The sequence below is a fragment of the Natrinema altunense genome (assembly GCF_000731985.1).
In the GTDB taxonomy this organism is placed as follows: Archaea; Halobacteriota; Halobacteria; order Halobacteriales; family Natrialbaceae; genus Natrinema; species Natrinema altunense.
Genome location: NZ_JNCS01000011.1, coordinates 1 through 26,413, shown reverse-complemented (window position 1 = coordinate 26,413; position 26,413 = coordinate 1). Strand labels below are relative to the sequence as shown.

Below are 26,413 nucleotides of genomic sequence, written 5' to 3'. Positions count from 1 at the left end.
CCAGTCGGTGGTCACACTAAGCGGTATCGGTCGACGTAGCTCAGCGGACCGTCTCACCGTCTCGGTGGTGAACGGAGCGGCCGAGGTTCTTGAGCCTCCGCGGGATAACGAAGGTATGGCATTCGATCCCGACCGCGTCACGACGGTCACGTTCGACTCCTACAGCACGCTCGTCGACGTCGATGCAACCGTCGGCGCACTGGCGGACCACGCGGAGATCCCGGATCCGGACCCCGTCTCCCGGACCTGGCGCGAGCGATCGATACAGTACACGCTCGTCGCGAACCACCTCGAGTCCGACGAGACGTTCTACGAGATCAACCGCGACGCGCTCGCCTACGCCCTCGCGGCTCACGGGATCGACCTCCCCGCCGACGAGCGCGAGGCCATCCTCGAGGTCTATCACGAACTCGAGGTCTTCGACGACGTCCGGGAGAGCGTCGAGCGGTTGCACGAGGCCGGCTACGACACGTACGTCCTCTCGAACGGCACTCCCGAGATGCTTGAGTCGATGGTCGACCACGCCGGCATCGGCGACCTCCTCGTCGATACCATCAGCGCGGACGAACTCGAGACGTTCAAACCCGATGCCGAACTCTACCGCCACGCCGCCGGACGGACGGGGACGCCGCTCGACGAACTCGTCCACGTCTCGGCGCTGTGGTTCGACGTGCAGGGCGCGATCCGCGCGGGAATGCAGGGGGTCTGGCTCGACCGGAAGGGAACACCCTGGGAACCCTTCGGCGACGAGCCGGATCTGATCGCCGAGGGGCTCGCGGCGGTGGCGGATCGACTGACACGGTGATCGGCCGACGGCTCGGTCAGGACAGTTCGAGCGAGTCCTCGCCCGTCCGGACGAGGGTCTCCCAGTCGTCGTCCTCACGAACCGCCGGGAACGGGCGCGGCCGTTCGGGCGGCTCCGTTTTCTCGGCGAGCGGTCGCCGCCACCAGGCCACGTCCTGCCACTCGCCTTGGGTGTAGCCGATCGCCGGAAAGTCGACCAGACGCTCGAACCCCAGCCGCTCGTGGAACCGTTCGGTTTCGGGGTTCGGGACCGTCGTCACGGCGTAGGCGTCCCGAATGCCCTGGCGCTCGAGGACGGCGAACAGCGATTCGTAGAGCCCGCGACCGACGCCGGCCCCGCGGGCCGAATCGGCGACGTAGACCGAGAGTTCGACGACCCACTCGTAGGCGCGCCGTTTGCGCAGCGGCCCCGCGTAGGCGTACCCGACGACCGCACCGTCGATCTCGCAGACGAGCCACGGATGGCGCTCGAGGGTCGACGCGATCCGATCGGCGACCTCCGCCTCGGCGGGGACGGTCTCCTCGAAGGTAACCGCCGTCGACTCGCAGAACGGCGCGTAGATGTCGCGAACGGCGGCCGCGTCGGCCGAAGCCGCGACCCGAATACTGGCATCGGATGTCATCGATCGTGGTTGCCCTGCAGCAGAAATAAGTCCGCTGAAGGCGGCGAACGAATCGGTGCGAGCGCCCCCTCGATCGGCGGGGTCGACCGTCAGTCGCGACGCTCGCGTCGATACCCGAGGCCGGGGAACGAGACTACATCGAGAAGACAGCGTTCTCCCGTCATCTCTTCACCTTGTGACCAGAGGTACTTAAACGACGAACGGCGCGAACGATTCGGTAGTGTAATCTGAAGTATACAGCGAGGAAGGACGGTGTCACTCGGGACCGATTTCGACCCGGAGACGCCGCCACGTTCACGGCGTGGCATCGAGATAGAGTGTCGGAGACGGGTACCGCGAAACCCGTCCCGCTGATCGGCAGCACGGTCGACTATCAACAGGTCGGCTGTCCGGAGGGTGATCTGAGCCGGGAAGCCGACGACCGGCCTCGTGGCGTCACTCAGTCGTTCCGGCGTTTCAGATCGGGAGCCGGATGGTTCGGTCGCTGGCGAAGAGCACGAACAGCGCGAAAAGAGCGTACAGCGCTGGCTCGTTCGTCCATACGCCGATAATTCCGAAGATTCCCAGAACGCCGAGTCGACTCACTCGAACGCGCATGCTAAACGATAGCTGATGAGTACTGAAATGCCGTGGGCCGCCTCCAGCGGCGTGAAAATCGTGTCCGGAACTGAAGCCGGGGCGACGCGGCCGTTGCTCGAGCGCTAGTGACCGAAGTCGTGGGGGTTCAGTTCGGTGCCGTAGTTCTCTGCGTGGTCCGTGTACTCGATGAACCGCGGCGCGTCTGGGTCGAAGGGCCGCTCCAAACTCTCGAAGGCCTTCTTCTTGTCCCAGCCCTGGAGCTTGCCGACCGCGGACTTGTCCTCTAAGTCGTGGTAGTCGAGTTTCGGCTCGGTCAGCTCCCAGGCCTTCATCCCTTGCTCGGTTCGGATGATGACGCTCGAGTAGTCGTCGCTCGAGCCGACGGAGCCGACGGTGATGTCCGAACAGAAGCCGGTGAAGTCGGCACACTCGTCACAGCCCTTGAGGGCGGCGTCGTGGAAGTTCTCGATGTCCTCCTCGACGATCATCTCACCGTCGTGGTCGTAGACCATCATCTTGCCGTCGAGGACGTCCATCTTGCCGATCTCCGACGGCGAGATGCCGCGTTGTGCCTCGAGTTGCTCGCCCATGAGGCTGTGGTAGTTGAAGTTCTTCGTACACATCAGCGCGATCGTGTAGTCGACTGCGCGGATGCCCTCGTTTTGGGCCTGGTAATCCCACTCGAAGTCCTGCAGGGCGCGGATGCCCTCGATCTCGCAGGGTGTGCCGACGATGGCCAGCGAGAGGTCGTCCCAGTCCTTGTCGGGGAGTTTGTGCTCCCACTGTTCGAGGTCGAGGTTGCCAAGCGCCAGCGTCTGGTTGTAGACGGTGCCGGCGTTCTCGATGAGCTCCTCGGTCGTCGTCGCGAGGTAGCTCTCGGCCTTCCAGGCCTCCTCGTCGCTCTCGGTGGCGACGAGCGCGCCGTCGATCTCGCCCTCCTCGAGTAGCGTCGCGAGGACGCCGGTGACGACGCCGCCGTCCTGTGCGTTGTCGGTCCAGTCGTCCTCGACCTTGGCGGAGAACTCCGTGATCGGATCGCCCGCGCCCGTGACGTTGTCGTCGCCGCCGGTGATCTTCCACTGGCGCTCGTATCGCAGGCCCCCGCGGGGGCAGAAGTCCCAACACAGCGAACAGCCCGTACACATCTTGACCAGCTCGGGGAGGCCGTCGTCGCCGACGCCGATCGAGTCCGACGGGCAGGCAGCGACACAGGTTCCACACTGGATACAGCGGCCCTCGTCGATGACCGCCTCGTCCAGTTCCATGAACCAGGTCTTCTCGTCGGGCGTCTCGATGTCGTTCATCCGCGATCGGATCGAGTAGGTTGGCGTCTCCAGATCGACGCCTTCGGGAACCCCGACGCGCGTGTCGGGTGCGTCGTCGTAGACGTCCTGGCTGACGTGCTCGGCCGGCTCGGTGAACTCGAGGTCGCCGAGGTCGCCCATCTCGTCGACGTTGGCCGCGCCGGCTCCGTCCGTAGCGACGCGCTTGTCGCCGGTCGATTCGACCGCCGGTTCGGCGGTCTTCTCGCCGCAGGTGCAGGTGTCGGGCGAGCAACCGTCGCCCGCCGCGTTCGCGCCGCCGTCGGTCGCGATGGCACCCTCTCGATCGTGGTCGGTGTTCGCCCGGGACCGGGACGCGCCACCCTCGGCGTCGGGGACGACGACGGCGTCGTCATCGTCGTCCGATTCCGGGACGTGGGGGAAACGGGGTTCATCCTCGCTCCCTCGCGGGTCGCTTCGCTCCCCGCTCGATCCGTTCGAGGCCTCCCGTCGGTCGGCCCCGCGCCGCTCGTCCTCGCCGTTAATCCCCATGGGCAACACCCCGTGCGACCGGCGCATCGGCTCCTTGCATGATCGTCCGGAGCCGTTCGTTGTCGACGCCGCGACACCACTCGTAGAACTTTTCGCCCTCGTCGCGGTCCGCCGAGTAGGCCTCGAACAGTTGCTCTAAGGCCGGAATCACGGAGTCGGCGGGCACGGCGTTCTCGACCCAGTCGAGGAACTCGTTGTCCGCTCCGAGCGACCCACCGAGGCCGAAGTCCATCCCTTCGACGATGTCGTCGCCCTCTGCGTTGGTACTGTTCTCGTCCTCGAGTTTGACCGTCTCGCCGCGGAAACCGATGTCGGCGATCTGTGGCTGGGCACACGAGGCCGAGCAGCCGGACATGTGCATTCGGATAGCCTCGATGTCGTCGGGCACGTCGATGCGGTCGTCGAGTTCGCGAGCCCAGCGCTTGGTCCGCTTTTTCGTCTCGATGATGGCGTAGTTACAGAACTCGTTACCCGTACAGCCGACCGCGCCGCGGGAGAACGGCCCGGGATCGGGGCTGTACTCCTGTGCGAACGGCTCGGCCAGCAGGTCGTCGACGTTCTCGTCGGGGATGTGGGTGATCAGGAAGTTCTGATCGGTCGCAAGGCGCACGGTGGCGTCCTCGGTCCCATACTTCTCGGCGGCGCGGGCCGCCGCGGCGAACTCGTCGCCGCCCATGCGGCCGGCGATGACGTTGAAGCCGACGTAGTTGAGCCCGTCCTGTTTCTGCTCGTGGACGCCGACGTGGTCGCCCTGGTAGCCGACGGTCAGGTTCTGGCCGCCGGTCGGCAAGTCGACGGTACAGCGGTCGCGGACGGCTTCCTCGAACTTCTCGGCCCCCAACTGCTCGACGAGGTAGCGCATGCGGCAGACGCCCCGGTTGTTGCGGTCGCCGAGTTCCTTGAACGTCTGGGCGACGGCGCGGCAGAACTCGACGGCGTCTTCGGGCCGGATGAAGACGTCGAGCTCCGAGCCCATCCGCGGGCCGTCGGAGAGACCGCCACCGACGCGGGCATGGAAGCCGTAGAGGTGCTCGCCATCGATCTCCTTCTTCGCGGGGACGAGCCCGACGTCGTTGATCTGAGATTGTGCGCAGTCGTGGGCGCAGCCGGTGATCGTGATCTTGAACTTCCGCGGGAGGTTGGCGTACTCGCGGTTCTCGGTGAAGAAGTCCGAGACGGCCTCGATGACCGGCTGTGCGTTGAAACACTCGTGATCGTCGAGGCCGGCCGCGGGGCAGCCAAGCACGTTCCGAGCGGAGTCACCGCAGCCCTGGACCGTCGTCAGGCCGACCTCGTCGTAGCGGTCCCACATCTCGGGCACGTCCTCGACGCGGATCCAATGTTTCTGGATGTCCTGTCGGGTCGTGATGTCGAGGTAGGCGTCGCCCCAAAGTTCGTTCTGTTCCTCCCCGCCGTACTCCTCGGGGGCGACCGCGAGGTCGTCGGTGACCTCGCCGATCACTTCGGCCTGCTCGGGCGTGAGCTTCCCGCCCGGCACCTTGGTCCGGATCATGAAGTAGCCCTCCTGCTTCTGGGCGTACATGCCGGCCCACTTCAGGCGCTCCCACTCGCCGCCGCCGGCACGGTCCTCGATTTCCTCGAAGGAGAGTCCCTCGTCGGCGTAGTCGTAGACATCGTCGACGACGTCGAGGGGATGTTTCTCCTGTTTGTGTCGTTCGACTGTATTCACGCGACCCACCTCGTCGTTCGTCCGGCGACAGAAGTACCGACGCGTCCGGCAGCACGGGAATTCGTTTGGAAGACCATCGTTTAGCGGGTAATACCACCCCACGACTATACACCCGCGTAACTCGGCGAATCATGACGTGGATCGCTTTCACCGGCAAGTGTTGCACCCTCGGTCGACCGCTGGCGACGGTGCCGAACGGAAACCGACGACAGCGCGCCACAACGCGTCAGTCGGCGCCATCCCAAGTACGGATGCGTCGGTGATAGCGGCAATCGTCCCCGGTACCGTGTAACCCGTCACACGACCTCGATCGACCGCCGAACCCACGGGTGGCCACCCGCGAGCGCGTTCCGACCGGCGTCCGCTTCGTGACCGGTCAGTCGAAGCAGGCGACGGGCGTCCCCCGCGCCCGCGGGTCGGGGTCGAACGACAACTCCTCGGCGACGCCGTCGTACCGCGCCCGGAGCAGGACGTGCTCGTCGAGATAGTAGACGACGCGGACGTCCCACTCGGTGCGTTGATCCGCGATCGACTGGCGCGTCCCCTTCGTCAGGTTGTACCGAATCGCCACCAAAACGGCATCCTCGGTTCCGGACGGATCGATCGGTGCCGTCCGATACGCCGTCCGGTGAAGCGTGACGGTCCGCGCCAGCGACCCGTACCGGGCGAGAAACGCGTTCCGTCGATACGCCCGCTCGAACTCCGTGACGTACCGGCTCACACCGTACACCGCCGACGATCGTGAGCCGTCCGCCGGACTGCGGTCCTCGCCGGCGTTCGCCTCCGACGGCGGTGCTGGATACGGCAGCGACTCGAGTGCGTCCGTGCCGTCGAGCCGGTCGGGCTCGGGGCGCTCGACGTCGCTGCAGTCGTACCGATCCGCGGGAACGGTGCCGGACTCGAGCGAAGGGGCGGTCGCGCCGCTCGGGTCGGACTCGAACCCGCCCGTGGCGACCGCCGCGGTCGTCGCGATCGACGCGAGAACCGTTCGTCGAGAGGGAGGGCGGCTCATACACAAACGTCTCAAACGGATAATAAGTGTCTTCTGAAATGCAAGAGAGCTAACTGGATTGCGACCGTGCGACGAGACGCTTACGCGTCGTCGTCGGCGAGCAGGCGGTCGACCATCTCGTCGGGGTCGAACCGCTCCAGGTCGTCATAGCCCTGTCCGACGCCGAGGAACAGGATCGGTTTGCCGGTCACGTGAGCGATCGAGATCGCCGCACCGCCGTTGGAGTCGGCATCGGCTTTCGTCAGGATCGCGCCGTCGATCTCCGCGGCCTCGTTGAACTCGCGGGCGCGGTTGACCGCGTCCTGACCGGCGACGGCCTCGTCGACGAACAGCGTCATGTCCGGATCGACGACACGGCCGATTTTCTCGAGTTGGTCCATCAGGCCCTCGTCGGTGTGGAGTCGACCCGCCGTATCGCCCAGGACGACGTCGATGTCGTTTGCCTCGGCGTACTCGACGGCGTCGTACAGCACCGCCGCGGGATCGCCGCCCTGTTCGTGGCTGATGCACTTCGTGTCCAGCGCGTCGGCGTGTTCCTGAATCTGCTCGTTGGCCCCGGCGCGGTAGGTGTCACCGTTTGCCATCACGGACGAATAGCCGCGGTCCTCGAAATAGCGGCTCAGTTTGGCGATCGAGGTCGTCTTCCCGACGCCGTTGACGCCGGTGAAGATGATGGTGATCGGCTTGTCCGCGGCGGCGATGCGCTCGTCGAAGTCGAACTGGCCGACGCTGATCACGTCATAGATGGCGTTGTACAACGCCTCCTCGACGACCTCGCCGGTCGAGGTCGTGAAGGTGCGGGTCTCGCCGACCAGTTCGTCGCGGATGTTGTCGAGGATTTCCTCGGCGACGCCCATCTCGACGTCGCTCGAGAGCAGGGCCATCTCGAGTTCGTGTAGCGGGCCCTCGAGGTCCTCCTCCTCGATGACGAACTTCCCCTTGACGAGGGATTTGGCCTTCGTTCCGAACCCCGTCGCGTTGCCACCGGCATCGGCGTCGTCCTCGGTCTCGGTGTCGTCGGTGGTCGGGTCGGCCTCGTTGGGAGCCGGGTCGGCCTCGTCGGGAGCCGGGTCGGCCTCACTGGCCGCCGCATCGTCCGGGTCTTCGTCGACGGCCGCCGTCTCCGTCGACTCCGCGTCAGGCGTCGCCTCGGCGGTCTTCCCCTCCTCGGGAGCCGCCTCGTCCGACGCCGAATCGCCGTCGGACGATCCGGTAAAGAGGGATCTGGCTCGGGCACCGAGACCCGTCCGGCCGCCGTCGTCGGCGTCGTCCGATTCGTCCTCCTCGAGCGGCTGCTCCGCCTCGGGCGCCGCCGTCTCGGCTGGCGCTTCGCCGGGAGCGTCCCCGTCCACGACCGAGTCGGGATCGGCGGACTCGGGCGAATCGGGCTCGGATTCGGTCGCCGACTCTCGGTCGACGGCGTCGGCCGCGTCCGCACCGGCGGACTCCGTCGCCGCGGGTTCGGCTGCCACGTCCGATGCTGCGTCAGCGCCCCGTTCCGGTTCCGAATCCGACTCCACCGCAGCGGTCGCCGACTCGGCGGCCGCCGGTTCGGTGGTCGTATCGGTCGCTTCCGCGTCCGTCGACACCGAGTCGCTCGCCTCGGTTTCTTCGTCCTCGAGTTCGTCGTCGTCGACCGCCTCGACGTTCTCTTCGGCGGCCTCTTCGGCGTCTTTCCGGAAGCTACCGAGCTTATCCTTCAAGTTATCGAACATGGATACTGGGAATCCCTACGCCGCGTTATTCGTCGGGCTGTCCCTGACCCATGCCCTGCATCTGCTGTTGCATCGCCTGCTGTTGGAGCTGCTGGGCCTGCTGTTCGAGTTCGTCGCTTTCGGTCTCGAGTTCCGCGATCTCCGCGTTGAGTTCGTCGATCTGGTCGTCGAGGTGCTCTTTCTTGTTCTCGAGGGCGTCGACGGCGTCGTCTTCCTCGAACTCCGCGGCGTAGTCGGCCCCGAGGTCGACGATCACTTCGTCGATGTTCTCGATGGTCGTGCGCAGGTAGGCACCGCCGCCCAGCGGCATCTGCACGGTCGACCCCGTCTCGAGGGTGTCGAGGGCCTCGATCGCCTCGTCGACCTCGGTTTTCTCCTGCTGGACGGCCTCGACGTTCGTCCGGAGGGTCTCGATCTGTTCTTCGATCTCCTGCAGTTCCTGGGACAGTTGCTGAAGTTGCTGCTGACTCATTGCTGGGCTACCTCCTCGAGTTCGATTTCGCTCCGTTTCAGCCCGTGCTGGCTTCCGAGCTGGGTGTAGGTGTGTTCGCGAGCGACGTTCTCGTTCTCGGCGTCGATGGTCGTCTCGAACTCCGCGAAGCCGTCGCGGCTCTTGAACCGGCCACTGACCGTAAATTGACTCATACCCATTCCTCCGGCAGGCAGTCGGAAGAATCTTCCCTTCCCTTTCGAGCGGGCGCAACTGCCGGCGACGGCACCGAGAGCGGCCAGCGTGCGTCGATCCCCCGACGAGCGGAGGGTCAACGATTTTAACCCGCGGGGCTGAAGCCGCTGGCATGAGCGATCTCGACGCCGACGAGTTACTGCCCAGCGACCGAATGCGAACACAGGTCCTCGAGGGCGAGGTCACCCAGATCCACCGCGGCCACCGGTACGCCGACGAGGGCGACACGTTCGTGATCGATGGAACGACCTTCCAGGTGACCGCCATCCGCGAGCGAACGCTCGGGGACCTGACCGACGAGGACGCCCGCGCCGAGGGGGTAGCGGACCTCGACGGGTATCGACGCATGCTCGAGCGCGTCCACGAGAACTTCGAGTGGGACGACGACAGCGACGTCGTCTTACATCGGTTCGAACGGCAGTAAGGTCAGTCGAGCCGCCGCGGCCCCTACTCGTCGCGTGCGATCGAATCGGGTGCGACCGGGGTGCCCGCGCGAGCGCTCGAGGCCGCGGTCGCCGACGGCGACCGGTACGCCGCGAGCAGAGACCACATGATCCCGGTGGCGAGGAGGCCGACCGCGGCCAGCGACATCCCCATCGTGGCGAACGTGACCGCGTAGACGGCTCCCAGCGCCATTTTGGGAACGCTCGTCATGAGGGGGATCCGCGCGTTCACGTCCCGGAGCGCGGGCGCGAGAAAGACCACCGAGAGCAAACTGCCGGCCATGAAGACGAGATCCTGCCAGACCATACGTAGAGGACTCGCTATCGAGTAAATATAGACATCGGTCGGAAGCGGTCCCGAGACGACGGCATCCGGACACGGACGGCGACGATCGCGGCCGCTCGAGGACGTACAAACAGAAGTCGGGCTGATAGACCGTCAGTCGAGATAGCCCAGCGCGTCCTCGATCCGGCCCAGTTCCGGCCCGGTAGTGTCCTCGCCGACGACGTACCCGGCCTCGTTGGCGATCAGACCGGAGCCGACCAGCGGCGCGCCGTAGTTGACGGTCCCGACATCGGCCCGAACGTCGAGGGCGTCCTCGAGGATATCGAGTTCCGCGTCGGTCGCCTTGGGATGACAGAGCACCCCGGTGTTGGTCGCGACCGCGGCGGTACCGACGGTCCGGACGCCCGCGAGGTCGCCGCGCTCGACGGGAACCTCGAGGGTGTCCGCGACGATTTGCACCGCCTCGCGGGGCAGGTCCGGATGGACGTAGGCCCCGTAATCGTTCGCCAGCACGACGTTGCCGGCGGCGTTGATACTGCCCGGCAGTTCGGCGACGGGTACGTCGACCGTCTCTTCGAGCCGCTCGCGTTCGTACTCGAGAACGCGAGCGCTGACGAGCAGGCCGTTCTCGTTACCGGTCGCTAGCGCGCCGACCGTCGAGGAGCCGCCGACGGTCGTCCGAATGACGGGCACCTCGAGTTCGTCTGTCAGGTCGGCAGCAACGTCGTCGTCGACGTCGTGGCGAACGAGCACGCACGAGTCGGTCGCACGGGCGAAGACGCCGACGTAGGCCGACCCGGCGAAGGCGAGGCGTTGCAAGTTTAGTCGGCGACCTCGGCTTCGACGACGGCCTCACCCTCTTCGTCGAAGCGGGCCGCGCGGACTCGCAGCTTTCGCGGCGGGTTGGAGCGACCGTTCGACCAGACTTCCTCGTTGATCGAGGGGTCCAGACGGATGGCGTCCTCGTCGACCGCGAAGTGTTTCGCGAGGTGTTCGCGGACCAGTCGCATCGCGTAGTCGGCGGCCTCGTGGTTGGCCCCCTTCTTGACGTCTCGCAGCGGAACGGTGACGACGCGTTCCTCGAAGTCACTTGCACTCATCGTTATTCGTCGGTGTCGTTACGCCGCCAGTTGCGTCGCTTCGGGTTCCGCTGGACTTCCATATCCGTCTTCATCATAACCCAAGCCGGCACGCGGCTGTTCTGGTTCTCGAGTTTGGCAAGTCGCTTCTTCTTGCCCTTCGATTTCTTACCCATAGTAGCCGGACGTAGCCTACGCTGGCATAAAATCTTGTCCATCTTGCAGGGCATCGCCGGTCACGGCCGCCAGAGGGCGCCGACTGGCCACACCACCGCGGACGACCGCAGGGCACGCCGTCCCGCCGAACGACGAGGCTTACCCCTCGAACCACCGCTCGAGATGGCGGGTAACTCCCTCACGCGTCGCCTCGCTGAGTTCGGTCGTGTAGGTCCAGGTATCGATGCCGTCGGTGCCGTCGTGGCGGTAGAACCGGCTCCGATCGCAACAGCCGGTGCCGTGAAAGCGGGTTCCGCCGCCGATTCGGTCGGGACCGGCGTAGGCGGTCGCGATCGGGGAGATTTCGAGCGTCGCTGCGTCCGTTCGCACGGCGGTCCCGAGTTCGTGATCGCAGGCCGCGTCGCCGATCGCGTCGACGATATCGTCCGGGAGGAACGTGTGGAGCGTCTCGTGGATCGCCATGTTCCGCGTCACCGGCCGCGAGTCCCACACCTCGGTCGCGCCGACGTTGACGACCGCCTGTGCGTCACCGGTATCGCCGCCGTCGGCCTCGCCGGTAATCGAATGCGGTGCCAGCGCCCCGCCGTAGCCGATGCGATAATTCAGCGGCGACCACTCGAGGAGGACGTGACAGCATCGTCCGGTGAGCGCGTTTCGCGTTCGTATGCGGTCGCGAAACCGCTCGAGAAGGCACCGCAGCGACGGGAGTACGGCGTCGATCGAGAGCGGCATCGACGCGGGCGGGAATCGGATCGGAGCGCCGCGCTCGACGCGTATGTCGACGCTCTCGAGCCGGGAGCGGTCGCGGGCGTAAGCGAGGACCTGATCGAACGCCCCCTGGATGGCCGCCAGCGCGTCTCGGAGCGGCGTCGGCCAGTCGCGACGCAGGTCGTCGATTCCGTACCACACTCGGGCGGGGAACGGGACGCGGCCGGGGTAGACGCGAACGCGAACGAGTCCGTCGCGGCTGCGATCGGCCGCCACCGCGGTCTTCGATGGACCAGTCGAGGCAGTCAGGGCCGCGCCGCCGAGTGCGACGAGTGCCTCGCGGCGCGTGACGTGCCACCGACCGTGCGAACCGCCCGACGAGCGCTCGTCGAGTCCGGGTCCCATCGTCTCGCGGTCGGTATGCGAGACCGGTCCTTGAGACCACCGTCCGTAGTGCCCGACTACAGCCGGCCGAGACGCGATACGCACATCCTACGGCGACAGCCACGGTTCCGGACCGGGATACCGGCGGCGGACGTTCACACTGCGCAGTTCCGGGCGGCTCGAGGCTCACTCGAACGGGAACGACTCGACGGTCGAGTAGAGCGGGCCTTCGTCAGTGAGGGTACTCTCGGTGAGCCGGATCTCGTCGACGCGGGCCTCGCCGATCGTCGGCTCGCGCTCGCGGACGAGGTCCTGGACCAGTTCCTTCCCGCCGGCGTGGTTCATCCGGGCGAGCGTGACGTGTGGCGTGAACTCGTGGTCTTCGGGATCGAACCCCATCGCCGTCGTCCGGTCCTCGATGGCCTCGTGCAGCCGGGTCAGCTCCTCGCCGCCCGCTTCGACGCCCAGCCAGACGACGCTGATGTAGTCGAGACTCGGGAAGACCCCCAACCCGCCGTAGCGCACCGTAAAGGGGTCGACGTCGGCGTCGTCGACCGCGGCGGACAGCGCCCGCTCGAGGGCGGGTAGCCGGTCCTCGTCGGTCTCGCCGAGGAACTTCATCGTGAGATGGGCTTGCTCGGGATCGGTGAAATCGAGCCCGCTGGCGGCGGCGAACTCGTCTTGCAGGTCGGCGACCGGGTCGGCGAGGTCGTCAGGGAGGTCGACGCTGACGAACAGTCGCATAGTCGATCCCTCGCGGGCGGCGCACTCAATACTGACGGCGACGGGGACGGGCCGGTGACGAGCGTGCCCGCTCTCGAGGGGTTCGTGGTTAGGGACGCCCGTTATGCGGATCGGACGCCGAGGAACGCCAATGACCGACGTAGCCGTACTCGGTGGTGGTATCGGCGGCCTCACCGCGGCTCACGAACTCGCCGAACGCGGGCTCGACGTGACCGTCTTCGAGGCGAACGACCGGTTCGGCGGGAAGGCCCGATCGATGCCGGTCGCGGACGAGCCGGCGACGTTGCACGGCGAACACGGCTTTCGCTTCTTCCCGGCGTTCTACCGCCACGTCGTCGAGACGATGGAGCGCATTCCGACCGACGGCGGGACGGTCGCGGACAACCTCGTCGAGACCGAGGCGACGCTCATCGCGAGTACGACGGCCCCGGAGCGGATCGCCGAGACCAGTGCGCCCGATTCGTTGCGTGGCTGGCTCGAGGCGCTGCGGCCGGCCTTCGCCGAGGATCTGCCCCGCGAGGACGTTCGCTTCCTGCTCGAGCGGCTGCTGTACCTGCTGACCGCCTGCGAGCAGCGACGCGAGGCGGAACTCGACGACATCTCCTGGTGGGAGTTCATCGACGCCGAGAACCGCTCGGAGGAGTTTCGCGACCGACTCGCCTACGCCACCCAGGCGCTCGTCGCGCTCCGGCCGCAGGTCGGCAGCGCCCGAACCGTCGGCACCATCTACCTGCAGTTGCTGTTCGGCCAACTCGATCCGACCGAGCCGACCGAGCGAATCCTGAACGCGCCGACGAACGAGGCCTGGATCGATCCGTGGGTGCGCCACCTCGAGACGCTCGGCGTCGCGTTTCAGGCGAACACCCCTGCACGGGGCCTCGAGTTCGACGGCCGCCGGGTTACGGGAGTCACGTTGGCCGACGGGGAGACGGTCACGGCCGACGAGTTCGTGCTGGCCGTTCCGGTAGAGGTCGCCCCGGCGTTCGTCACGCCCGAACTGCGCCGGGCCGCGCCGGAGTTGGGCCGGATCGAGCGCCTCGAGACGGCCTGGATGAACGGCATCCAGTTTTACCTCTCCGAGGACGTCGAACTGACGCGGGGCCATCAGGTCTACGCGGACGCCCCGTGGGCGCTGACCTCGATCTCGCAGCGCCAGTTCTGGACCGACTACGACCTCGAGGGGCGCGGCCCCGACGAGGTCGAGGGCGTCCTCTCGGTGATCGCCTCCGACTGGGACACGCCGGGAATCCACCACGAAAAGCCGGCCAGAGAGTGTACGCGCGAGGAGATCGCGGTGGAGATCTGGGCACAGCTCGAGACCCACCTGAACGGGGCCGACCGGCGGCTGCGGGACGACATGCTGGTGGACTGGTTCCTCGATCCGTCGATCGTCGAAACCGAAACCGGCGTCGAGAACCGCTCGCCGCTGTTGATCAACACCGTGGGGTCGCTCCGGAACCGGCCGCCGGCCGATGTCGGCGTCCGAAACCTCACGCTGGCGAGTGACTACGTGCGAACGAACTCCGACCTCGCCTCGATGGAATCGGCCAACGAGGCCGGCCGCCGCGCGGCCAACGCCGTCCTCGATCGACGCGGCGGACGGGGGCGGGCGCAGATCTGGGACCTCAGAGAGCCCGCCGTGTTCGAGCCGCTCAAACGACAGGACCGGCTCCGATATCGCCTCGGACTGCCACATCCGGCGGCGGTGACGCAGTCGCTTCGCGGGGTCACCAGACGCCTCGGCGAGCGCGTCTGAGAGTCGGGGTCCGCCGGGACTCGAGGGCAGCGAAACCCCGCCGACACCCGGGTCGCAGGCCTTAACAGTCGTCACCGCGACATTCGATTCATGACCGACCGAGACGACGATCGCGACCATCGCTTCTCCGAGGGAGAGGGGTTCGGCGATCCGTACGAGGAGTTCGACCTGGACCCGCCGGAGCTCGGCATCGACCCGTCGAAGGTCGACCCCGTCGACTCCCGTGTCGTCACCGACACGCTCGACCAGCACAACATCGACCAGGACGACGTCGACGCGAGCGAACTGCTCGACGTCGGCCTGAACTACATGCAGATCAACCGCTACGAACAGGCCACCGACGCCTTCGAGCGAACCGCCCGCTACGCCGAGGACGACAAACTCGAGCAGGAGGCGTGGGTGAACAAGGGCGTCGCCCACGGCGAACTCGAGGAGTGGGACGAGGCGATCGGAGCCCACCGGGAGGCCCTTCGCATCGACGAGGAGAGCGAACACGCCGCCACCGCCGAGACCAACCTCGCCTACGCCCTCTGGGAGTTCGGCGAGACGAGCGAGGCCCTGGAACACGCCGAGCGCGCCATCGAGATCGACGAGCGCTTCGCCGCGGGCTGGTTCAACCGCGCGTTCTTCCTCTCGGAGCGCGGGCTGTCCGAGGAGGCGCTCAACTGCGTCGACAACGCGATCCGGCTTGGCCTGCGCAACGCCAAGGTGCTCGAGACGAAAGCCGAGATCCTCGAGGAACTCGGCGAGTTCGATCAGGCCGAGGAGGTCGCCGATGAAGCGAATCGGATGCGCGAGCAGGCCGAACGGGAGATGATGGACGACCGCGAGGAGCTGTACGGTCAGGATGCGGGCCGCAGTGCCGGCGCTGGCGGCGGTCCGGGAGCCGGACGCGGCGGTCGCGGCGCGAACCGCCAGTCACCGTCCCAGCGACGGGGCGATATCGGACTGGACGACCTCGGCGTCGCCGATCTCGGCATCGGCGACGCCGAGGACGAGGACCGCGAGCGGGAACTCGAGTGATCGGATGATCGTCAACGAACGACAGACACAGGAGGGACTGCTAGTCGCCGTCTGCGACGAGGACGTCCTCGGCGAGACCTTCGAGGAGGGTGATCTCTCGCTGACCGTCACCGAGGAGTTCTACGGTACCGATACGGTCGACGAGCGCGCAGCGGTCGAGAGCCTCGCGCAGGCGGACGTGGCCAACATCGTCGGCACCCGTGCCGTCGAACTCGCCGTCGAGGAGGGGTTCATCGACGAGGCGAACGTCCTCGAAGTGGGGACGACGCTGCACGCGCAGTTGTTGCAGATGCAGTGAGGCGGCCGGAACCGAGCACCGATCGCGACCGGTCGAGCGCCGACGGAGACCGTTTTTCGGGGACGGGGGCCGAAGCCGCGACGGAGCCGGCCACGCGGCGTGGATGTCGGGTTCTAGAGATCGGCGCGATTGAACCAATAGGAGCCGATCGCGACGGGCACGACCAGCCATGCCAGCATGACGACGACGGCCATCGACTTGTCCCGTGTGGAGACGGCGGCCGAGACGCCGACGGCCAGCCCGACGAACAGCAGCGACATGGCCCCAAAGCCAAGTCGGTCGAGGAACGACACCGAGCTGAAGAGGACGGTCCCGAGGGCGAACTGCTCTCGCCGTACGTCGCTTCGCCCCGGTGGATACCAAAATTCTTTGGAACTACCGGTATCCGTGCGGCCGTCCACCGACTCACTGCGGCAGGGGACCCACCAGAACCTCTCCACCATTCCCCTGCCGTTCCCCTCCCACCCCGTCTCCATCCACCTTTCATCCCCAGTCGCTTCCCCTGTTACCGCACCGCTCGAGCAGCGTGTCACGACCCGATCCGGCAGCCCGCTTGCATCGGGAGCGGCCTCGAATCGGCAATCCGAGCCGGTTCGAGACGCGCCCCGACCGCGCGGCTGGTTTCGGACCGAAGGAGTGTTTTGTGTGCAGTCCGTTCTACTCACCAATGAGCCAACGGAACCTCGAGGCGCTCGACGTCGGCGCGATCCGGGAGGCGTTCCCGATCCTGCAGCGGGAGTTCAACGGCGAGCAACTCGTCTATCTCGACAACGCGGCGACGACCCAGACGCCCGATCCGGTCATCGACGCGATGAGCGACTACTACCGCGAGTACAACGCCAACGTCCATCGCGGGATTCACCACCTGAGCCAGGAGGCCTCGATCGCCTACGAGGAGGCCCACGACCGCGTCGCCGAGTTCATCGGTGCCAGCGGCGGCCGCGAGGAGATCGTCTTCACCAAGAACACGACCGAAGCCGAGAACCTGGTCGCCTACGCGTGGGGGCTGAACGAACTCGGTCCCGGCGACGAGATCGTCCTCACCGAGATGGAACACCACGCCTCGCTGGTCACGTGGCAACAGATCGGCAAGCGCACCGGGGCCGAGGTCAAGTACATCCGGATCGACGACGACGGCCGTCTCGACATGGACCACGCCGCCGACCTCATCACCGACGACACCGCGATGGTCTCGGCGGTCCACGTCTCGAACACGCTCGGTACCGTCAACCCCGTTTCCGACCTCGTCGACATCGCCCACGACCACGACGCGCTGGCGTTTATCGACGGCGCACAGGCCGTTCCCAACCGGCCCGTCGACGTCGAAGCCATCGACGCCGACTTCTACGCCTTCTCGGGCCACAAGATGGCCGGTCCCACCGGCATCGGTGTGCTCTACGGCAAGAAAGCGGTTCTCGAGGCCATGCAGCCGTACCTCTACGGCGGCGACATGATCACGAAGGTCACCTACGAGGAGTCGACCTGGAACGACCTCCCCTGGAAGTTCGAGGCCGGCACGCCACAGATCGCCGAAGCCGTCGGCCTCGTCGCCGCGATCGACTACCTCGAGGACATCGGCATGGACCGCATCGAAGCCCACGAGCAGGAACTGGCCCGCTACGCCTACGAGCAACTCGGCGCGGAACCGGACGTCGAGATCTACGGCCCCGAACCCGGCCCCGACCGCGGCGGCCTCGTCGGCTTCAATCTCGAGGGCGTCCACGCCCACGACCTCGCCTCGATCATGAACGATCACGCGGTCGCGATCCGCGCGGGCGACCACTGTACCCAGCCGCTGCACGACAAACTGGGCGTCGCGGCCTCGGCTCGCGCCTCGTTCTACGTCTACAACACGACGGCGGAGATCGACGAGTTGGCCGTCGCCATCGACAATGCGCGGCAGCTGTTCGCGTAAGCGAACGCTGACCGCGAGGCACGATGCTTTCACTGGCGCTCGAGGGCCGTCTCGGTAAGCACCGCGAGCCAGGGCTCACAGTGGAGTCACCGCTTCGGAGGAACGCGGCAACTGTTCGCGCCCCACCGTTCGTCTCAGGTTTGTGGAACGTTCGTCGACCCCCCGGGGAGTATTCCAGTAGTAACGGTCGACGAAACGAGTGCCGTTAATCCAAGCGTATTAGATTCTGTAGGTTCGATATCCAGCATGGTTTCAGCAGGACCCTTGTAGGGTTGAAGCATCCAGGCGGCTTATCGTGAGGGATGGAAGAACTCGTTTCAGCAGGACCCTTGTAGGGTTGAAGCGATGTCTCGAATCTCGAGGGAACTCAGAAGATGGTGGTTTCAGCAGGACCCTTGTAGGGTTGAAGCGTCACACCAGTCTGGAAGCCATCAGCAGGAGTCGAGTTTCAGCAGGACCCTTGTAGGGTTGAAGCAACACGTCAAACGGACTGCTGTCGCAGTATCAATGTTTCAGCAGGACCCTTGTAGGGTTGAAGCGATTTATCGAAGCATATCAGAGCGATGCCCGGCGTGAGTTTCAGCAGGACCCTTGTAGGGTTGAAGCGGCCTGGAGTCGAACGCCGAGGCCCTGGGCGTAGAGTTTCAGCAGGACCCTTGTAGGGTTGAAGCCGCTTTGGCCCATCTTTCGTCCGGAGAACGAGCCAGTTTCAGCAGGACCCTTGTAGGGTTGAAGCAGAGAAGATCACCTTCCGGGCAAAGAGGATTCGACGGTTTCAGCAGGACCCTTGTAGGGTTGAAGCTCCGCTCGAGATCGAAGCGCCGCTTCCGAGCCAGTTTCAGCAGGACCCTTGTAGGGTTGAAGCTCCTCGGTCTGCTCCTCCGCTCGAGCGTGGCACTCGCTGTTTCAGCAGGACCCTTGTAGGGTTGAAATGGTGACGTTCGCGCGGAACTGCAGCACCGGCCCCATTTTAATTAGATTTTCGATCAATCCAAACCAAATTCACCCGGTTGGGCATGTCGGAACCCCTCATATGCGACGAGGCGACTCGAGCAACGACAAAAAACGAGTGCTCGGCGGCCCGTTATTCGCGCTCGAGGCTGCCGGGCGGGACGGAACAGCCACAGGGGGAGGCGGTGGCGTCGCTGGGACCGTTGACGGTCACGACCCAGACGGGACGGCCGCAGGCGGGACAGTCGGGAAGCGACCAGTCGGTCGCGTCAGCCGCCTCGTCGGCCGGCTCCGTCCTCGTACTGGCTGGGTCGACCCACTCGTCGTGACCAGTCATCGCGACCTCCGTGGCCGCCGCGGCCGGTCCCGAGTATCGGGCGCTGTCGCTGGTTGGTGGTGTTGATTCCATCGTCGGGCGGGATGTTTATATCCCGGTAGAATGTATGCGGTCATGCTTTCAAATCCCTCGGTGGGGATTGGAAGCCAGTCTCGGGTGCTCTGACACCCGGGGCATTATCGATACGTGCCCCCTCCGCTCGCGCGTTTGGAGAGCGGCTTCCATGCTGATTGTCAGCCTATAGTAACGTATATCTATTGTTCGCCGCCCGGAGAAATACCGTACACGGCTCGAGCACGCCAGGATCGACCGCTCGCCGTCGCGACGACATCAGGCCGATCGCGGACTCGCGATTCGGTCGCGGTAGCGGAGACGGCGGCCGCGCCGAACCGACCGGTATGGGTCCAGTGACTGTTCAGCGAGCGTGACACGGGCGTTTTACCCGCGCACGTGATAGCACCTCCAAATGTCGACGGAAACCGAGCGAACGGGGGAGCAAATCGATATCCTGCTGGTCGAGCCGAACCCCGGCGACAGCCGACTCTTCGAGGAACAGTTCGCGGACGCGAAACTCCTGAACACCATTCACATCGTCTCCGACGGCGATTCGGCGCTCGATTTCGTCCATCAGCGAAACGAATACGCGGACGAGCCGTGTCCGGACATCGTCCTCCTCGAGCCCCAGTTGCCCGGCAAGAGCGGAATCGATGTCCTCTCGGAACTGAAAAACGACCCGGTGCTGGCCGAGATTCCCGTCATCGTGCTCACCAGCTCCGACGCGGGGGAGAAGATCGTCCAGTCGCACGGTCTCGAGGCGGACACCTACATGCAGAAGCCGGTCGAACCCGAGGACTTCGTCGAGTTCGTCCGATCGATCGAGGAGTTCTGGTTCGCGATCGTCCAGACATCGTCGCAGTGACCGCGAGCGCGGGCGACATTCGACCGCAACCGTCTGAGACGATCCACGTCGCTCGTCCGTCGGCCGCCGCCGGACCCCGCGGACGGCACACTTATTTTCCGGCTGCCGAAACCACGCAGTAATACTCGAGGCAGTTCGCGACCGCGCACGCCCGTATTTCGACGACGCGTCGCCGGCCCACGACTGGCACCACGTCCAGCGGGTCGACACGCTCGCCGAGACCCTCGTCGACCGCCATCCGGAACCGGTCGACGACCGCGTGATCCACCTCGCCGTTGCCCTCCACGACATCGGTCGCTCCAGGGAGGACCGCGGCGAGATCGACGATCACGCGACGTGGGGGATGCGGGAAGGCGGCCGGATCTTGCGCGATCTCGGCGCGACGACGGAGACGGTCGAACGCGTCCAGCACTGTATCCACGCCCATCGCTACTCGAACGACGTCGAACCCGCCACGCTCGAGGCGAAACTCGTCTCGGATGCGGACAACCTCGACGCGCTCGGTGCGGTCGGCCTCGCCCGCGTGTTCGCCTACGGCGGCGAGATCGGCGACCCGATCCACGACCCCGCCCGGCCGGTCGCCGCGGACGACACCGACGCCGGCGCAACCCAGTACAACCACATCCACAAGAAGATTCTCGACCTGCCGGCGCGGATGTACACGGCCGTCGGTCGGGACCTCGCCGCGGAGCGTGTGGCGTTCGTTCGCGCGTTTCTCGAGCGGCTCGAGAGGGAGGTACGGGGCGAAACGTAACGACCTGACGTCGTCGGCGCCTGCCCCCTGAACCCGCCGGTCGTCCGGGGGTCAGCGTAGCAGTACCGGCTTTCACCCGTTCGCGAGCGCGGCGTGCAAGGAGTGTGGCACGCGTTCTGCGGACGGTCGAGTCACGAACTCCCGAGGCGACGTGACGAGAACGTGGCCCCTCCTCCCGCGAGGGACGACACCCGGAGACCGGCCGCCGGAAGCAAAAACCCGACCGCCGCGGTACGGAGCACGGCCAGTGCCAGAATGCCGAAGTCCCCGCTCACGGACTCGGGGGAGATACGTGAACCACTTCCAGGTATCGTCACCCCGCCACGGCCACACGATGTAGCCGATGAGAGTCAGCACGACCGCGCTGACGACCGTTTCTTTCATCCGGCGGAACATATTTCGCCGTTCGATGGCAGAGTACAAAACAGCCCCGGAGCGGTCATCAAACTGAGATGTGGCCGCGAAGTTGCGGCCGGATCGCTCCGCTCGAGGGACGCGTCGCAGGCCCGAATCCGTCGGAGACGGACTCGGTCGCCCGTTTCGGCCCCGGAACCCTTTTACAACTCACTGGCCTATCCGTATCCACCGATGGGACTGGGCTCCGATATGTACCGACAGCAGATCCTCGACCACTACAAGAACCCGCGCAACTACGGGGAACTCGAGGATCCGACGTTCACGCACGTCGGCGAGAACCCGATGTGTGGCGACGAGATTCGTATGGATGTCCAACTCGCCGACGACGGGGAGACGATCGAACGGGTCGCCTTCCGGGGTGACGGCTGTGCGATCAGTCAGGCCTCCGCCAGCATGCTCTCGGGCGAGCTCGCGGGCACGACGCTTGCGGAACTCCACGAGATGGACCGCGACGACGTGATCGACATGCTCGGCGTCGATATCTCGCCGATGCGCGTCAAGTGCGCCGTCCTCGCCGAGAAGGTCGCACAGGACGGCGCGGAGATCTACCAGGGCGACCTCGACGTCGACAAGACGACGACCGAGGACTGAGTCGGCTCTCGTTCCGTCTGCCGGCCCTGAGAACGAGCCAGCGCTTCGATTGCGGAGGGTTCGAAGACGACTTCTGACATGGATTGGACGCGGGGAGCCGTCGCTTTCGCGAGTGCGATCGGTGGCACGCGATCGTCCCGACCCCTCAGCGGTGATCAGGAACGCAAGAGCGAGCCACGGCGGCTACTCAAGCGATCGCGTGATGTCGGCGCGGGACTTCATCTCGAGGATGTTGTACGGGGCATCGATATCCGCACCGACCGATCGAAACGAGGGAAGGGGATCGTGGGAATCCGTTTTCCCGTCATTGTCGTGGAGGTGGGCGAGGTGAATGCGGTCGCCAAAGCGGTCGACGAACCGCTCGTAATCGATGTCGCTGGCCTTCGCATGCCCGACATCGAGGGTGATGCGAAGCGCGTCCGGCCCGACACCGACGTCCTCGAGGAAGGACGCGAGACGGTCCGGGGTCGCGGTGAAGCGTCGGACATCGGACTTGCGTCGCTGGTTCTCTAGACAGAGCGGGACGTTCACGTCCGCGGCGCGGCGGGCACACGCTCGAACCGTTTCGACGGCCTGAGAGCGGGTGTACTCGCGGACGCGGGTCGGGTACCGCGTCCGTGCGCCACCCCCGTGGACGACGACGCCGACGGCGTCGATAGCAGCGGCGAACTCGAGCGCGTCTGTCGTCGCCTCGACGACGCCTGACCGGATGTGGTCGTTGATCGCTCCCGGTGCGACATCGAGGTGTGGAGCGTGGACGGAGTAGGTCACGTCGTACTCGTCGGCCACGGTCCGGAGTGTCTGCGAGTCGGGACCGTCCTCGCGGACGTCGAGATAGCCGGCGCGGAGTTCGACGTGTTCCAACCCCGCGTCGGTCAGAAAGGCGACGAACGACTCCACGTCGGTCTCGAAGCGGATGTCCATCGCAGCGCCGAATCGGAGGTTCGACTCAGACATCGGCAACACCCGCTCCGACGAACCGGTCCGCTTCGGTACGTAACTCCACGACGCTCCGTTTGCGACGAACTGCTGTGTCCATCGTCCGAATGCGACGAGCGTGCACAAGTAAGCCCAGCTATGAGAGCTATATATCCAACATATCGGTGGTAGCATCTATCGAACGAGGGCCTCCCGCCGGTTTCGTTATGTACCTCAATTATAAGATTACAAATACGAATCGGGGAACCACTGATCTGCACATGAGTACATCGACAGCTACGGGGAGTCGCTTTACCTTGGGCAAACACGACATGATGGTGTTCATACTCGTGATGTCGCTCACGGGACTGCAAAACGCCGTCACGGAGATCCTGCCGGAATTCACGCTCGGACCGCTCGAGTTAGGGGTCGGCGGGTTCGTCTTCATTCCGATCGTACTGGTTCTCCTGTTTCGGACCTACTGGGCGGCGCTGGCCGTCCCCGTCGGCGAGATCGTCTTCGGCGAGATTCTGCTTGGCGAGTTCGACGGGCTGGGTGCGATGGAAGGATTGCTACTGATTCCGGTCTGTTACTATTTCGCCGTGAAACTCCTGCAGGATCCCGAGAATACGACGCAGCTGGCGCTGGTCGTGTTCCTCGCGGAGGCCCTCGAGGAGTTCTTCGCGATGTGGATCGATATCGGAAAGATCTACGTCGGCGTCGAGGAACTCGAAGCGGTCCCCGGCCTTCCCGAGAGCATCCTCGTGCTCGAGGGAGTCGACTTCGTCACGCAGATGGCGATCACTGGGATCGTCTTCGGCGTGCTTCCCGCACTGTATCTCTATCCCAAGCTCCACGGAAAGGTCGAGCCACTGTTGGGGATGGAACCGTTTCAGGGCGAGCGCGGTGCATCGATGACCGATGGCCTCTCGATCAAGGCGCTATTGGCGGTACTGATCGCCGTCCCGCTTGCGTTCGTGGCCGAGGCTGCGAGTGAAGTCGGCGGGGCCATCAACGTCGTCTGGGAGCCCGAATTCCTCGACGTGTACGGTCAACTCTTCATCGCGGTGCCCATCGTCATCGCCGCGGCCGTCGCGGCTATCGTCTGGTACCGAGCGAGCCAGCCTACACGAGAACGATGACGGAAACGCACGACGCTGGGATCGTCGTCGACGACCTCTCGTTTCGCTACCCGGGAACCGACGATGCCGTCCTGTCGGGCGCGGATCTGGAGATCGATCCCGGCGAGTTCGTCGCGGTCGTCGGCGGAAACGGCTCAGGCAAGACGACGCTGTGCAAGTCGTTCAACGGGATCATTCCCCACTTTTACGAGGGGGAGATCGAGGGACAGGTGACGGTCGCCGATCTCGACGTGCGGACGAGTTCGGTGTCGGAACTGTCCCGCCACGTCGGCTACGTGTTCCAGGAGTTCGACAACCAGCTCGTCAGTCCGACGGTGTTCGAGGAGGTAGCGTTCGCCCCGCTGAACTACGGGCTCGAGGACTACCGCGAGCGAGTCTCCCGGACGCTCGAAACCCTCGATCTCGAGGGGCTCGAGGACCGGTTCGTCTGGGAGCTGTCGGGCGGCCAGAAACACCTCGTCGCGCTGGCTGCGGCGCTCTCGCTCGACCCCGAGATCCTCGTCGTGGACGAGCCGGCCGCACAGCTCGATCCGATCAACGCCCGCGAGACGTACGATCGGCTCGCCCGGCTCAACCGGGAGCGGGGGAAGACGGTCGTCACGATCGAGCACCAGACGGAGTTCATCGCGGAGTACTGCGATCACGTGGTTCTCGTCGACGACGGTACCGTCAGCTGGAAGCTCCCCGTCGACAAGGCTCTGAACAGGCTGGACGATCTTCGAGCGCAGGACATCCATCCGCCGCAGGTGACCCGGATCGCGGATCGCGTCCTCGACGACGGCGATCGGCTTCCGGTGACGCTGGCCGATGCCATCACTCAGTTCACGGAACAGGCGTCCGAGTCGGCGGTTCGGACCGATGGCTCCGCCGCGGATGCGCAGCCGGCCGACCGGCGATCCGAGCCCGTGATCTCGTTCGACGATGTCACCCACACCTACCAGACGCTCCGGAGTGGGACGCGAACGGTTCTCGACGACCTGTCGCTGGATCTCTATCCCGACGATCGAATCGCCCTCGTCGGGAGCAACGGGGCCGGAAAGTCGACGCTCTTGCAGTTGATCACCGGTCTCGAAACGCCCGATACGGGAACCGTGACCGTCGACGGCGTCGACACGGGGACGGTCCTCCCGGAACGGCTCGCCGACGACGTCGTCTACGTCCACCAGAACCCCGAGGAGATGTTCATCGACGATTCGGTGCGGGCCGACGTAGCCCACTATCTCGAGGACAGGGGCTATCCCGACGGGGCGGAACGCGTCGACGACGTGATCGACTTCCTCGATCTCGGCGCGTTACAGGACCGCGACGGACGACTCCTCAGCGTCGGCCAGCAACGGCGTGCCTCGCTGGCGATCGGGCTGGCGACCGATCCCTCGATCATTCTGCTGGACGAACCGACCGGCAGTCTCGACCTCGCGAGTCGTGAAGAGGTCGGCCGGACGATCGACCGGGCTGGAACGCGCGTCGAGACGGTGGTCGTCGCGACGCACGACCTCGAGCTCGCGGCGGCGTGGGCGACCCGCGTCGTCGTCCTCGACGACGGCGACGTCATCGCGGACGGCTCTCCCGAGCACGTCTTCGCGGACACCGGCGTCCTCGAACGGGCGAACCTCCATCCGCCGCAGGTCGTCCGTCTCGCCGCGGAACTCGGTCTCGATCCCGCACCGTTGACCGTCGAGGCGTTCGCGGACCGATTCCGTGCCGACGGTCCGTCGCCGGCATCGATCGGGGGGGACGATCGATGACCTACCTCGACGGGCTCCGGGACGCAGCGTCGGTCGACGCGATCAAGACCGATCTGCTCCGGACGGCCTACGAGAACGAGGGATCGTTCCTCCACCGCCTCGATCCACGGGTCCTGCTTCTGTGGTACGCCGTCTTCCTGTTCGTCCCCTGGCTGTTCTACGACACTAGGGTGTTGCTGGGGTTGCTCGCGTTCGTCTCGATACTCGCAGTCCTATCGCGGGTGAGCGTCTTTCTCGTCGGTGTGATGGCGTTCAGCGTCGCCTCGACCCTCGCGTCCTACGCGGTCGTAACCGCCTTCACCGGCGATCCGGTCGCGGCAGTCCAAGCGCTGCTCCCGTTTACGCTAAAGCTGACGATCATCTCGGTCTCGAGTCTGGCCGTCTTCTCGAGCATGGGGCCGAAGACGCTCGCTCACGGCCTGCGCAGTCTCGGGGTGCCGCGGCAGTTTACGTTCCTCATCACCTACGGCTACCGGATGCTGCCGGTGTTGTTCGAGGAGTACCACGACCTCGTCAACTCGTATCGGCTTCGGAGTGCCGCACCGGACTCGCCCGGCCGGTTCCGCTGGCGACACTACGCGTACCTGCTCAAACTCTCGATGCGAGCGTTCTATCCGATGATATTCAACGTCGCCAAACGGAGCCGGGTCACCGTCGAAGCGATGGAAACCAGAGGGTTTTCTCACTCGCTCCACGACGAGGCGAGCGCGGAGCTCCAGTTGGCGGACCTCCGAATCCGACCGGTCGACGTGGGGTTCTTCGGCGGGTCGCTGGTCGTCGTAGCCGCCATCGCACTCCTCCTGTAGGCCCCGCGTCAACCAGTTTTCGACAGCGATCGCGGGAACACGTCGAGCGACTGCACTCGGTAGGAGGATAGTGTTCAGATAAGCTGATTCCATGCGAA

At 65.6% G+C, this 26,413-nt stretch carries 28 protein-coding genes and 1 CRISPR repeat array; of the genes, 12 read left to right on the top strand and 16 right to left on the bottom strand.

Translation table 11 applies throughout. From position 1 onward, the window contains the following. Positions 1–115 precede the first annotated feature (115 nt). Positions 116–805 (top strand): haloacid dehalogenase type II, encoded by a 690-nt coding sequence (locus ALTAJ2_RS15795; protein ID WP_007110179.1) that lies wholly within the window; start codon positions 116–118, stop codon positions 803–805. Positions 806–821: 16 nt separating this feature from the next. Here the strand turns inward: ALTAJ2_RS15795 and ALTAJ2_RS15790 are convergent, their stop codons facing one another. The 7 genes from ALTAJ2_RS15790 to rpl18a all read right to left on the bottom strand — a co-directional run bounded on the left by ALTAJ2_RS15790 (position 822) and on the right by rpl18a (position 8,882). Further along, positions 822–1,427 carry a GNAT family N-acetyltransferase gene (locus tag ALTAJ2_RS15790; protein WP_007110178.1) on the bottom strand — a complete coding sequence of 202 codons (606 nt, stop codon included), beginning with the start codon at positions 1,425–1,427 and terminating at the stop codon, positions 822–824. Between the two features lie 701 nt (positions 1,428–2,128). After that, complete coding sequence (locus tag ALTAJ2_RS15785) at positions 2,129–3,820, bottom strand: Coenzyme F420 hydrogenase/dehydrogenase, beta subunit C-terminal domain (protein ID WP_007110177.1); 1,692 nt, start codon at positions 3,818–3,820, stop codon at positions 2,129–2,131. Next, entirely contained in the window at positions 3,810–5,510 is a 1,701-nt protein-coding gene (locus tag ALTAJ2_RS15780; protein ID WP_007110176.1) for a nitrite/sulfite reductase, read from the bottom strand. The genes ALTAJ2_RS15785 and ALTAJ2_RS15780 overlap by 11 nt, the downstream gene beginning before the upstream one ends. A 376-nt stretch (positions 5,511–5,886) precedes the next feature. Further along, positions 5,887–6,522: a hypothetical protein gene (locus ALTAJ2_RS15775; RefSeq protein ID WP_007110175.1), complete on the bottom strand. Its 636-nt coding sequence runs from the start codon at positions 6,520–6,522 to the stop codon at positions 5,887–5,889. Between the two features lie 80 nt (positions 6,523–6,602). Then, the gene (gene ftsY, locus ALTAJ2_RS15770) at positions 6,603–8,237 is read right to left on the bottom strand and encodes a signal recognition particle-docking protein FtsY (RefSeq protein WP_007110174.1); all 1,635 of its coding nucleotides are present in this window, start codon (positions 8,235–8,237) and stop codon (positions 6,603–6,605) included. 25 nt (positions 8,238–8,262) lie between these two features. Then, a complete protein-coding gene (gene pfdA, locus ALTAJ2_RS15765; RefSeq protein ID WP_006184869.1) occupies positions 8,263–8,709 on the bottom strand; it encodes a prefoldin subunit alpha in 447 nt (148 codons plus the stop codon). Beyond that, the gene (gene rpl18a, locus ALTAJ2_RS15760; RefSeq protein WP_014862763.1) at positions 8,706–8,882 is read right to left on the bottom strand and encodes a 50S ribosomal protein L18Ae; all 177 of its coding nucleotides are present in this window, start codon (positions 8,880–8,882) and stop codon (positions 8,706–8,708) included. Before rpl18a ends, pfdA begins: the two co-directional genes overlap by 4 nt. Before the next feature lie 152 nt (positions 8,883–9,034). Between rpl18a and ALTAJ2_RS15755 the strand changes: the two genes are divergently transcribed. Beyond that, a complete protein-coding gene (locus ALTAJ2_RS15755; protein WP_007110173.1) occupies positions 9,035–9,346 on the top strand; it encodes an ASCH domain-containing protein in 312 nt (103 codons plus the stop codon). Between the two features lie 23 nt (positions 9,347–9,369). On the opposite strand, the gene ALTAJ2_RS15750 is transcribed toward ALTAJ2_RS15755, so the two are convergent. The 6 genes from ALTAJ2_RS15750 to thpR all read right to left on the bottom strand — a co-directional run bounded on the left by ALTAJ2_RS15750 (position 9,370) and on the right by thpR (position 12,743). Beyond that, positions 9,370–9,672, bottom strand: coding sequence for a hypothetical protein (locus tag ALTAJ2_RS15750; RefSeq protein ID WP_007110172.1), 303 nt, complete (start codon positions 9,670–9,672; stop codon positions 9,370–9,372). Positions 9,673–9,804: 132 nt separating this feature from the next. Continuing rightward, positions 9,805–10,470 (bottom strand): translation initiation factor IF-6, encoded by a 666-nt coding sequence (locus ALTAJ2_RS15745; protein WP_007110171.1) that lies wholly within the window; start codon positions 10,468–10,470, stop codon positions 9,805–9,807. Positions 10,471–10,472: 2 nt separating this feature from the next. Beyond that, positions 10,473–10,751, bottom strand: a complete 279-nt coding sequence (locus ALTAJ2_RS15740; RefSeq protein WP_006184873.1) for a 50S ribosomal protein L31e — start codon at positions 10,749–10,751, stop codon at positions 10,473–10,475. Between the two features lie 2 nt (positions 10,752–10,753). Next, on the bottom strand, positions 10,754–10,906 hold the full coding sequence (locus ALTAJ2_RS15735) for a 50S ribosomal protein L39e (RefSeq protein ID WP_004267621.1): 153 nt from the start codon (positions 10,904–10,906) through the stop codon (positions 10,754–10,756). 139 nt (positions 10,907–11,045) lie between these two features. Further along, entirely contained in the window at positions 11,046–12,020 is a 975-nt protein-coding gene (locus tag ALTAJ2_RS15730) for a hypothetical protein (protein ID WP_007110170.1), read from the bottom strand. Positions 12,021–12,185: 165 nt separating this feature from the next. Then, positions 12,186–12,743 carry an RNA 2',3'-cyclic phosphodiesterase gene (gene thpR / locus ALTAJ2_RS15725; RefSeq protein WP_007110169.1) on the bottom strand — a complete coding sequence of 186 codons (558 nt, stop codon included), beginning with the start codon at positions 12,741–12,743 and terminating at the stop codon, positions 12,186–12,188. 130 nt (positions 12,744–12,873) lie between these two features. Here thpR and ALTAJ2_RS15720 point away from each other — a divergent pair, with 130 nt between their 5' ends. The 3 genes from ALTAJ2_RS15720 (at position 12,874) to ALTAJ2_RS15710 (ending at position 15,820) form a co-directional block, all read left to right on the top strand. After that, entirely contained in the window at positions 12,874–14,499 is a 1,626-nt protein-coding gene (locus ALTAJ2_RS15720) for a hydroxysqualene dehydroxylase (RefSeq protein WP_007110168.1), read from the top strand. A gap of 90 nt (positions 14,500–14,589) precedes the next feature. Beyond that, a complete protein-coding gene (locus ALTAJ2_RS15715; RefSeq protein WP_007110167.1) occupies positions 14,590–15,522 on the top strand; it encodes a tetratricopeptide repeat protein in 933 nt (310 codons plus the stop codon). Between the two features lie 4 nt (positions 15,523–15,526). Beyond that, the gene (locus ALTAJ2_RS15710) at positions 15,527–15,820 is read left to right on the top strand and encodes a DUF424 domain-containing protein (protein WP_007110166.1); all 294 of its coding nucleotides are present in this window, start codon (positions 15,527–15,529) and stop codon (positions 15,818–15,820) included. Between the two features lie 113 nt (positions 15,821–15,933). Here ALTAJ2_RS15710 and ALTAJ2_RS20165 read toward each other — a convergent pair whose 3' ends face one another. After that, positions 15,934–16,263: a hypothetical protein gene (locus ALTAJ2_RS20165; RefSeq protein WP_239647749.1), complete on the bottom strand. Its 330-nt coding sequence runs from the start codon at positions 16,261–16,263 to the stop codon at positions 15,934–15,936. A 224-nt stretch (positions 16,264–16,487) separates the two neighbouring features. Between ALTAJ2_RS20165 and ALTAJ2_RS15705 the strand changes: the two genes are divergently transcribed. Continuing rightward, the gene (locus tag ALTAJ2_RS15705) at positions 16,488–17,735 is read left to right on the top strand and encodes an aminotransferase class V-fold PLP-dependent enzyme (RefSeq protein WP_007110165.1); all 1,248 of its coding nucleotides are present in this window, start codon (positions 16,488–16,490) and stop codon (positions 17,733–17,735) included. Between the two features lie 249 nt (positions 17,736–17,984). Beyond that, positions 17,985–18,668: a CRISPR direct-repeat array (repeat unit 30 nt; unit sequence GTTTCAGCAGGACCCTTGTAGGGTTGAAGC). 151 nt (positions 18,669–18,819) lie between these two features. Here ALTAJ2_RS15705 and ALTAJ2_RS15700 read toward each other — a convergent pair. Next, the gene (locus ALTAJ2_RS15700; protein ID WP_007110164.1) at positions 18,820–19,095 is read right to left on the bottom strand and encodes a hypothetical protein; all 276 of its coding nucleotides are present in this window, start codon (positions 19,093–19,095) and stop codon (positions 18,820–18,822) included. 394 nt (positions 19,096–19,489) lie between these two features. Between ALTAJ2_RS15700 and ALTAJ2_RS15695 the strand changes: the two genes are divergently transcribed. From ALTAJ2_RS15695 to ALTAJ2_RS15685, 3 genes are all read left to right on the top strand, one after another. Further along, positions 19,490–19,942: a response regulator gene (locus ALTAJ2_RS15695; RefSeq protein WP_007110163.1), complete on the top strand. Its 453-nt coding sequence runs from the start codon at positions 19,490–19,492 to the stop codon at positions 19,940–19,942. 121 nt (positions 19,943–20,063) lie between these two features. Beyond that, the gene (locus tag ALTAJ2_RS15690) at positions 20,064–20,696 is read left to right on the top strand and encodes an HD domain-containing protein (RefSeq protein WP_049900719.1); all 633 of its coding nucleotides are present in this window, start codon (positions 20,064–20,066) and stop codon (positions 20,694–20,696) included. A 588-nt stretch (positions 20,697–21,284) separates the two neighbouring features. Then, positions 21,285–21,704, top strand: coding sequence for an iron-sulfur cluster assembly scaffold protein (locus ALTAJ2_RS15685; protein WP_007110161.1), 420 nt, complete (start codon positions 21,285–21,287; stop codon positions 21,702–21,704). A 183-nt stretch (positions 21,705–21,887) separates the two neighbouring features. Here ALTAJ2_RS15685 and ALTAJ2_RS15680 read toward each other — a convergent pair whose 3' ends face one another. Next, positions 21,888–22,661, bottom strand: coding sequence for a sugar phosphate isomerase/epimerase family protein (locus tag ALTAJ2_RS15680; RefSeq protein WP_007110160.1), 774 nt, complete (start codon positions 22,659–22,661; stop codon positions 21,888–21,890). A gap of 242 nt (positions 22,662–22,903) precedes the next feature. On the opposite strand from ALTAJ2_RS15680, the gene ALTAJ2_RS15675 reads away from it, so the two are divergent. The 3 genes from ALTAJ2_RS15675 to ALTAJ2_RS15665 are packed head-to-tail and all read left to right on the top strand — an operon-like array spanning position 22,904 to position 26,315. Next, positions 22,904–23,764, top strand: a complete 861-nt coding sequence (locus ALTAJ2_RS15675) for a hypothetical protein (protein ID WP_049900717.1) — start codon at positions 22,904–22,906, stop codon at positions 23,762–23,764. Further along, entirely contained in the window at positions 23,761–25,509 is a 1,749-nt protein-coding gene (locus tag ALTAJ2_RS15670) for an ABC transporter ATP-binding protein (protein WP_007110158.1), read from the top strand. The genes ALTAJ2_RS15675 and ALTAJ2_RS15670 overlap by 4 nt, the downstream gene beginning before the upstream one ends. Next, positions 25,506–26,315, top strand: coding sequence for an energy-coupling factor transporter transmembrane component T family protein (locus ALTAJ2_RS15665; RefSeq protein ID WP_007110157.1), 810 nt, complete (start codon positions 25,506–25,508; stop codon positions 26,313–26,315). Before ALTAJ2_RS15670 ends, ALTAJ2_RS15665 begins: the two co-directional genes overlap by 4 nt. Positions 26,316–26,413: the final 98 nt, after the last annotated feature.